The following is a 5,885-nucleotide window of genomic DNA, read 5'->3' as shown; positions in this document are numbered from 1 at the left end:
CCCACCCACCCCACAACCCCCCCGGGTTTCGGCCCCCCCCCGCGGGGCAGGGCCCGGCGCTACCTGGAACCGTTACGGGTAGCACCGGGCCATGCCCGGCGGGAATCCTGAAGGGTTAAGGGGCTGTCTCACCGAATGAGACAGCCCCTGCGTAGGTTTCGGCCATGGAAACCCTTCGCAAGCTGGCCATCCTGGCCGATGCCGCCAAATACGATGCCTCCTGCGCCTCCAGTGGCGCCGGCAAACGCGATTCGCGCACGTCCGGCGGCATTGGCAGCACCGAGGGCATGGGCATCTGCCACAGCTACACGCCCGATGGCCGCTGCGTGTCCCTGCTGAAGATCCTGCTGACCAACTTCTGCGTGTACGACTGCGCGTACTGCGTGAACCGTGTCTCCAGCAACGTGCCCCGCGCGCGTTTCAGCGTGGAAGAAGTGGTCTCGCTCACCCTGGATTTCTACAAGCGCAACTACATCGAAGGGCTGTTCCTTTCCAGCGGCATCATCCGCAACGCCGACTACACCATGGAACGCATGGTGGAAGTGGCCCGGCAGCTGCGCGAGGAGCATCGCTTCGCCGGCTACATCCACCTGAAGACCATTCCCGAGGCGTCGCCGGAACTACTGGCCAGCGCAGGCCGCCATGCCGATCGTCTGTCCATCAACGTGGAACTGCCGACCGATGCCGGGCTGGCCGCACTGGCCCCGGAAAAGACCAGCCATACCATCCGCGGCGCGATGGGTGAACTGCGCTGGCGCATCGACGAGGCCAAGGAGGCCCGCCGCGCGCCGCCTGCCGTGGCGGCCACATCCACGCCCACGCGCAGCGCCCGCCCGCGCCCGCCGCGATTCGCCCCGGCCGGGCAGAGCACGCAGATGATCGTCGGTGCCGACGGCGCCAGCGACCAGCAGATCCTGCTCAGCGCCGATCGGCTGTACGGCAACTACCACATGCGCCGGGTCTACTACTCGGCCTTCAGCCCCATTCCCGACGCCAGCCGCCAGTTGCCGGTGCAGCCACCGCCGCTGCAGCGCGAACACCGCCTGTACCAGGCCGACTGGCTGCTGCGCTTCTATGGCTACGGCGTGGATGAAATCACCGACAACGGCGGCGACGGCATGCTGGATCTGGATATCGACCCGAAGATGGCCTGGGCGATCCGGCACCCGGAGCGTTTTCCGGTGGATCTGAACCGTGCGCCAAAGGAACTGCTGCTGCGCGTACCGGGCCTGGGCGTGCGCAACGTGAAGCGGGTGCTGATGGCGCGCCGGCACGGACGGCTGCGGGTGGCCGACGTGGCACGCCTGAAGGCGCCGATGAGCAAGCTGCTGCCGTTCGTACAGCTGGCCGACCACCACCCGCGCAGCGCGCTGGACGATCCAGCCGCGCTGCGTGCGCGGCTGGCGCCGCCGCCGCGCCAGGGGTCGCTGTTCGACGCGCCACCGGCGGCCTGACGTGCAGCGCTGGTCGCTACGCGTGGACCCGCCCTGGTCGCTGCAGGCCTGGCGCGATGGCGCGCGCGGGGCGCTGCTGGCTGCGGTTCCGCCATCGCAGCTGGACTGGTTGCCGGGCCATGAGGCCTCGCTGCTGGACGCCCCTGCCCTGCCCGACGCGACGGCCAGCCCGGCGCCGGGCGCGCAACCCGGCGTGCCGCGCGAGTTCCTGGAGCTGGCCGCGACCGTGTTGTGCCACCGCGAACCACAACGCATGGCCCTGCTGTACCGGCTGCTGTGGCGGATCACCCATGGCGAACGCGCGGTGCTGTCCAACCCGACCGACGCCGACGTGCTGCGGGCGATGGCGATGGCCCAGGCGGTGCGCCGCGACACGCACAAGATGAAAGCCTTCGTGCGGTTCCGTGAAGTGCCCGGCGAGCAGGACGCGTTCATTGCCTGGTTCGAACCGGAGCACCACATCGTGGACCGCGTGGCACCGTTCTTCGCGCGCCGCTTCGCCGGCATGCGCTGGGCGATCCTGACCCCCGGCCGCAGCGTGCAGTGGGACGGCCAGGCGTTGAGCTTCGGGCCGGGTGGCCGGCGCGACGATGCGCCGGCCGAGGATGCGCGCGAGGCGTTGTGGCAGACCTACTACGCCAGCATCTTCAACCCGGCGCGGCTGAACACCCGCATGATGCAGCAGGAAATGCCGGCCAAGTACTGGCGGCACCTGCCCGAGGCGCAGCTGCTGCCGGGCCTGGTGCGCGAGGCGGCAGGCCGGGTGCAGGACATGCACGACCGTCCCGCCCAGGCACCTGCACGGCGGGTGCCGGCGCGGGTGCTGCCGGCCCCTGCCGTGGATGGAAGCCTGGCGGCGCTGCGCGCGCAGGCCAGCACCTGCCAGCAGTGCCCGCTGTGGGAGCCGGCCACGCAGACCGTGTTCGGCCAGGGCCCGGCCGATGCGCGGGTGATGGTGGTGGGCGAGCAGCCCGGCGATGTGGAGGACCTGAGCGGTCGCCCGTTCGCCGGCCCGGCCGGGCAACTGCTGGACCGTGCGCTGGCCGAGCTGGGCATCGACCGCGCCACGCTGTACCTGACCAACGCGGTGAAGCATTTCCACCACGAGCGACGCGGCAAGGTGCGGCTGCACAAGCGGCCGGAAAGCCGCCACGTGCATGCCTGCCGCCCCTGGCTGCTGGGCGAGATCGCGCGGGTGCGGCCGCAGCTGATCGTGTGCCTGGGAGCGACCGCCGCCATGGCCGTGTTCGGGCGGGACTTCAGCCTGGCCCGCGATCGCGGGCGCTGGCACACGCTGGACGATGGCACCCGCGGCTATGCCACGGTGCACCCGGCGTGGGTGCTGCGGCAGGGCGATGATGCGCGCCGCGAGGCCGGCTATCGACTGTTCCGCGAGGACCTGCGGCAGATGCTGGTGAATGCGCAGGGCGGCCACGCGCGCGGATAACTACAGGGTCACACGCTTGGCCAAGTATCACGGCTTGCCCTCGTCGTTGCCGCGTGGCGGCGCGGCGCAAACAGGGCCGAAGGACCGTCTGGCTGAACTGCTGCTGCGGCCCTCGCAATCGTTGCTGATTGCGAGGCCTGCTCAAACAACGATGCCACCCACACCGGACTTGCTGAAAACCGGATGTCAGGGTTCATCTCGTGAGATCACTTGCGGCTATAGACGTCGATCTGTTCGTCAGCTGAGCCGGAATTCCCCAGCTTTGTGACATCACTCCACAGATCCGCATTGGGCCGGGGATCTGGACCGGACGCACTCACGCCCATGAGCTGTGCATTCATACCCAGCTGCCGCAGAAACTCAGTCGTGTACTGCTGCACGGCAGCGGGATTGGCGACCGATCCGCTTGGCAAGTTCCTACCAAGGAGATACTCCGCCCGGTGATCTCCCAGAATCTTGGCGACTTCGACCTTCGCTCGCAGCATGTCCTGCACCGTCTGAGCGTCCATTCCCCTCTTGGTAAGCATTGCGTACTCGGCTGCGGCAGCCTCCTCGTATGCATAGAAAGCTCCCAGCGTGGCGGCATTTTTCAATGCAGGCATCGCGCCTGGCACTTGATCTCGCCGGATGAGAGCAATGCCGTACAACATCCTCGATTTCGGATCAGCTGATCGCGCAAGTTCCTTCAGGTCCATCCTATCCAGAGCATCCAGTTCAGCCTGTGTAGGGTAGTAATGCTTCTCAAGCCAAGCCAGCTCTGCCTTGGACAGTGCAACCAGCCGCGGGTCACTGGCCGCAAGCTGCGACGCGGGCACCTGGAGAGAATCAATCCCCCCTTCAACAAGGGAGCTTGCTCCAATGCTCGCCATCGTCCGCCCCCCCGCTTTGACCAGCCCGGAAAACGAATCCGAACCTGCATCGGTGCCCGAGATTGGCTCAACCGATCCCGTTCGGAACCACATAGCCGCGCCTATCGCCACCCCGGCAGCGACAACTACAGCACCGATGACTGCAAATTTCCCATTGAAGACAGCCATTGAATGACGCATCAACCTGATTCTCCGGGCGGGCGCGATCGAAAGCGTCCACGGTCTGGCAGGCGGCCTCGATGCGGCGCAGCGTCGGGTACGGCGCCAGGTCCAGTCCAAACCGGTGCGCGTTGTACAGCTGTGGCATCAGGCACAGATCGGCCAAGGTGGGACGATCGCCGTGGCAGAAACGGCCGGTGTCGCCGCTGCTGGCTAGCATCGTTTCCATCGCCGCCAGCCCTTCGGCCATCCAGTGCAGCGTCCACTGCGTGCGCGCGTCGGCCGGCACCTGCAGATCGCGCTCCAGGTACTGCATCACCCGCAGGTTGTTGATCGGGTGGATATCGCAGGCGACCAGCTGTGCCAAGCCGCGCACGCGCGCACGGCCGGCGGCGTCGGCCGGCAGCAGCGGCACCTGCGGGAAGCGCTCGTCCAGGTATTCCAGGATCGCCAGCGACTGGTTCAGCGTATGGCCGTCGTGCAGCAGGGTCGGCACCAGCTGCTGCGGGTTGAGCGCGGCATAGGCACCGGCATGCTGCTCGCCACCGTCGCGCACCAGATGCACCGGCCGGCCTTCCCAGGCCAGGCCCTTCAGCTCCAGGCCGATGCGTACGCGATAGGCGGCGCTGGATCGCCAGTAGGTGTACAGCACGATGCCGTCGTCGACCGGGCCGTCATCAACCAGGATGTCCATCGCCGCCTCCATGCTCAGGGCTTGGCCGCTTGTTCGATGCGCTGCTCGATGGCACCGAAGATGCTGTTGCCGGCGGCATCAAGCATTTCAATGCGCACCACATCGCCGAACGACATGAACGGCGTGCTCGGCTTGCCGTCGCGCAGGGTTTCCACGGTGCGCTGTTCGGCGAAGCAGGACGCCCCCTTGCTGGTGTCCTCATTGGCGATGGTGCCCGAGCCGACGATGGCGCCGGCGCCCAGCTGGCGGGTCTTGGCGGCATGGGCGATCAGCTGGGCGAAGTTGAACTGCATGTCCACGCCGGCTTCCGGAGCACCGAACCAGGCGCCGTTGATGTGGGTCAGCAGCGGCAGGTGCACCTTGCTGTCCTGCCAGGCATCACCCAGTTCATCGGGGGTGACGAACACCGGCGACAGCGCCGAGCGCGGCTTGGACTGCAGGAAACCGAAGCCCTTGGCCAGTTCGCCGGGAATCAGGTTGCGCAGCGAGACATCGTTCACCAGGCCGATCAGTTGGATATGGCCGGCGGCCTGTTCGGCGCTGACCGCCATCGGTACGTCGTCGGTGATCACCACCAGTTCGGCTTCCAGATCGATGCCGTAGTCCTCGCTGACCACCTTCACGGCATCGCGCGGGCCGTAGAAGGCGGCGCTGGTGGCCTGGTACATCAGGGGGTCGGTGTAGAAGCTTTCCGGCACTTCGGCGCCACGGGCGCGGCGCACGCGCTCGACGTGCGGCAGGTAGGCGCTGCCATCGACGAATTCATAAGCACGCGGCAGCGGCGCGGCCAGGGCCTGCGGGTCCAGGTCGAACACGCCATCGGCATCGCCGGCGTTCAGCGATTCATACAGCGCGTTCAAGCGCGGTGCGATGTGGCTCCAGTCTTCCAGCGCCTGCTGCAGGGTGGCGGCGATGCCGGTGGCGCGTACGCCGTGGCGCAGGTCACGCGAGACGACGATGAGGGTGCCGTCGCGGCCGCCTTCCTTCAAAGAACCAAGCTTCATGGGTGGGTGTCCGGAGTCGTGGGCAAACAAGTTTCAAGTGTAATCAAATGCGCGGTGTAGCCAAGCTGCAGCGCGGCACCGGCCCACCCTACCGCAGGAGGGGGTTCGGCAGGGCTTGCAGCCCTGCACCTGCTTGGAGCAACGGCAACGGCCGGAGCAACGTCAAAAGCGGGCATTCCTTGGGATGGCGGGGCGGTGTCGGATTGCGGGGACGCCGCAAGTACGTCCCTGTAGGCTTGGCCGCGGCATCCATGCCGC

General features: G+C 67.3%; 4 protein-coding genes and 1 pseudogene. 2 read left to right on the top strand and 3 right to left on the bottom strand.

What is annotated here, in order from left to right; all coding sequences use genetic code 11:
* The first annotated feature begins 164 nt into the window (after window positions 1-164).
* Both IAE58_RS19515 and IAE58_RS19510 read left to right on the top strand, forming a co-directional pair.
* On the top strand, window positions 165-1,454 hold the full coding sequence (locus tag IAE58_RS19515) for a putative DNA modification/repair radical SAM protein (RefSeq protein WP_199934748.1): 1,290 nt from the start codon (window positions 165-167) through the stop codon (window positions 1,452-1,454).
* Window positions 1,455-1,476: 22 nt separating this feature from the next.
* Complete coding sequence (locus IAE58_RS19510; protein WP_199934747.1) at window positions 1,477-2,901, top strand: UdgX family uracil-DNA binding protein; 1,425 nt, start codon at window positions 1,477-1,479, stop codon at window positions 2,899-2,901.
* 206 nt (window positions 2,902-3,107) lie between these two features.
* Here the strand turns inward: IAE58_RS19510 and IAE58_RS19505 are convergent, their stop codons facing one another.
* The 3 genes and pseudogenes from IAE58_RS19505 to IAE58_RS19495 all read right to left on the bottom strand — a co-directional run bounded on the left by IAE58_RS19505 (window position 3,108) and on the right by IAE58_RS19495 (window position 5,627).
* Window positions 3,108-3,938, bottom strand: a complete 831-nt coding sequence (locus IAE58_RS19505; protein ID WP_199934746.1) for a hypothetical protein — start codon at window positions 3,936-3,938, stop codon at window positions 3,108-3,110.
* Window positions 3,939-3,942: 4 nt separating this feature from the next.
* Window positions 3,943-4,623 (bottom strand): annotated as a pseudogene (maiA, locus tag IAE58_RS19500) (maleylacetoacetate isomerase); the annotation flags it as partial.
* Between the two features lie 14 nt (window positions 4,624-4,637).
* The gene (locus IAE58_RS19495; protein ID WP_199934744.1) at window positions 4,638-5,627 is read right to left on the bottom strand and encodes a fumarylacetoacetate hydrolase family protein; all 990 of its coding nucleotides are present in this window, start codon (window positions 5,625-5,627) and stop codon (window positions 4,638-4,640) included.
* Between the last annotated feature and the right edge of the window lie 258 nt (window positions 5,628-5,885).

This window comes from Stenotrophomonas sp. S49 (genome assembly GCF_016624905.1).
GTDB lineage: Bacteria > Pseudomonadota > Gammaproteobacteria > Xanthomonadales > Xanthomonadaceae > Stenotrophomonas.
The sequence above is the reverse complement of the archived record's forward strand: the minus strand, read 5'-3'. Positions and strand labels throughout refer to the sequence as shown.